2 protein-coding genes are annotated in these 1,789 nt (G+C 73.5%); one reads left to right on the top strand and one right to left on the bottom strand.

Annotated features, from left to right (window positions below; translation table 11 throughout):
* Positions 1-211: 211 nt before the first annotated feature.
* A complete protein-coding gene (gene alr / locus V7793_RS37170; protein WP_336014107.1) occupies positions 212-1,390 on the bottom strand; it encodes an alanine racemase in 1,179 nt (392 codons plus the stop codon).
* 196 nt (positions 1,391-1,586) lie between these two features.
* On the opposite strand from alr, the gene V7793_RS37165 reads away from it, so the two are divergent.
* Positions 1,587-1,789 (top strand): NAD(P)H-hydrate epimerase (locus tag V7793_RS37165; RefSeq protein ID WP_336014106.1); only part of this gene is annotated, 203 nt, incomplete at its 3' end.

Raw genomic sequence — 1,789 nt, 5'->3', positions numbered from 1 at the left:
CGTGCTGTTCCCGTTCATCGCGCGCCCCCCGTGTCCCCGCTTTTCGGCATGTCCACGTCCGCGTACTCATCGTGCCCGTGCTCGTGCCCGTGCGGTCCGGGCCCAATCCTGCGGCCTGCCCGCCCGGTCTTGCCACCGGGTCTGTTCGCCGGTTCGCCGGGTCTTTCCACCCGGCCCGTCCACCGGGTCCGTCCGCCCGGTCCATGCGGACCTATTCGGTGTACCCGTCCACGTTCTCACCGACATAGACGCGGGGCACGCGGTTGGAGATGCGCGTGACCACCTCGTAAGCGATCGTTCCGGTGGCCCGCGCCCAGTCCTCGGCGGTCGGCTCGCCCCGGTCGCCCGGCCCGAACAGCACCGCTTCCTCGCCCACCTGCGCCGTATCGCCGCCCAGGTCGACCACGAACTGGTCCATGGCCACCCGCCCGGCCACCGTCCGCCACTTGCCGCCCACCAGCACCGGGCCGGTACCGGAGCCCGCGCGCGGAATGCCGTCCGCGTAGCCCACGGGGACGAGCGCGAGGGTCGTGGGACCCGGGGTGATGTAGTGGTGCCCGTACGAGACGCCGTGGCCGCCCGGCACCCGCTTCACCGACGCCAGGTACGCCGACAGCGTCATCACCGGCTTCAGGCCCAGCTCCTGCGGCGTGCCGACCTCGGGGCTCGGCGAGACCCCGTACATCGCGATGCCCGTCCGCACGAGGTCGAAGTGCGTCTCGGGGAGCGTGAGGGTCGCCGGGGAGTTGGCTATGTGCCGCACCTCGGGCTCGACGCCCTGCCGCTCCGCGTACGCCACCGCGTCCCGGAAGACCCTCAGCTGGGCCTGGATGGAGGGGTGGCCCGGCTCGTCGGCGCACGCGAAGTGCGACCAGATGCCGGTCACCTTCAGCAGGCCGGCCTCCTCGGCCTCGCGCGCCGCGGCGATCAGCTCCGGCCAGTCGTCGGGCTGGCAGCCGTTGCGCCCCAGACCGGTGTCGATCTTCAGCTGGACGCGCGCGGGACGCCCCGCGGCCCGTACGGCCTCCGCGACCTCCGCGAGCGCCCACAGCCCGCTGACCGTCACGTCGACATCCGCCTCCACGGCCTCGCGCCACGGCCCGCCCGGCGTCCACAGCCAGCACATCAGCCGGCCCCGGTCGCCCGCCGCGCGCAGCGCCAGCGCCTCGTCCGGCGTGGCCGTACCCACCCACTCGGCACCGGCCTCGCGGGCCGCCCGGGCACACTGCACCGCGCCGTGGCCGTAGGCGTTGGCCTTGACCACGGCCATCAGCTGCGCCCCGGCCGCACGGGCCTTGAGCGTGCGTACGTTGGCCCGCAGCGCGGCCAGGTCGACCAGGGCACGGGCGCGCATCGGGGTCTCGCGGGCGCGGATCGGAGTCTCGTTCATCCCCGTCAGTCTCTCAGGACGTCCGCGCAGGCGATGAGGGGTGGGCCTCAGGCTGTCATTTCGGGGGGTCTTTTCCGGAACGTCAGGTCGCATCGGATCGCACCAGGTCGCATCGGGCCGCACCAGGTGGCATCGGTTCGCACCGGGTCGCATCCTTTCGGGAGCGTGCAGGGCGTGCTGTGGCGAGACTGAGGGCATGAGGACTGCCTACAGCGTCGAGACCGTACGAGCCGCCGAGCGCGCGCTCATGGCACAGCTCCCCCACGGCGCCCTGATGCAGCGCGCCGCCGCGGGGCTCGCCGCCTCCTGCGCCGGACTGCTCAGGCGGGTGTACGGGGCACGGATCGCCCTGCTCGTCGGCAGCGGCGACAACGGCGGCGACGCCCTCTACGCCGGGGC

Origin of the sequence: Streptomyces sp. KLMMK, assembly GCF_036961605.1 — a bacterium.
Lineage (GTDB): Bacteria > Actinomycetota > Actinomycetes > Streptomycetales > Streptomycetaceae > Streptomyces > Streptomyces telluris.
This window is presented reverse-complemented; position numbering and strand designations above follow the sequence as displayed.